General features: G+C 63.5%; 1 protein-coding gene. It reads right to left on the bottom strand.

The features are described from left to right. Positions 1 to 532: tripartite tricarboxylate transporter substrate-binding protein (locus AC1DS5_RS25585; protein ID WP_477721046.1), on the bottom strand; the 532-nt coding region annotated here is incomplete at both ends.

Here is a 532-nt window from a genome sequence, read left to right as displayed (position 1 = left end):
AGGCGACACTGGCCAGAGGCGTGTGACCGCCCATCACGGCATTTAGCGCGGGACCTGCACCCGTGAATGGCGCATGCACGATGTTAGCCTTGGCGGTGAGCTTGAATATTTTTTCGGCCGACAGATGCGGCGTGGTGCCGACACCGGCAGTGCCATAGGTGAAGTTTTCCTTGGCGGCAGAGGCGATCACCTCGCGCAGGGTCGATGCTGTGAGACTAGGCGCGCCGACGATCAGATTGGGCGTGGTCGCCGCGACCACCACGGTCTTGAATTCGTCCGGCGAATAGCCGGCCTTTGGCGACAGGCTCGGATTGACGGCGAATGCGCTTGTCGTCACCAGCACGGTATAGCCGTTGGCTTCGGCCCTTGCAGTCGCGGCAGCCGCGATATTGCCACCGGCACCACCGCGATTCTCGATTACGACGGGTTCGCGCCACAGGTCGTTCAGTTTCTGTCCGACAATGCGCGCGATGATATCGGCTGGGCCGCCCGGCGCGAAAGCGACGAGCAGGCGCACCGGCTGCGCCGGGTA

The sequence above is a fragment of the Polaromonas sp. P4_H1 genome (assembly GCF_056400945.1).
Note: the sequence above shows the minus strand (reverse complement) of the source record. Positions and strands in the feature narration are given on the sequence as shown.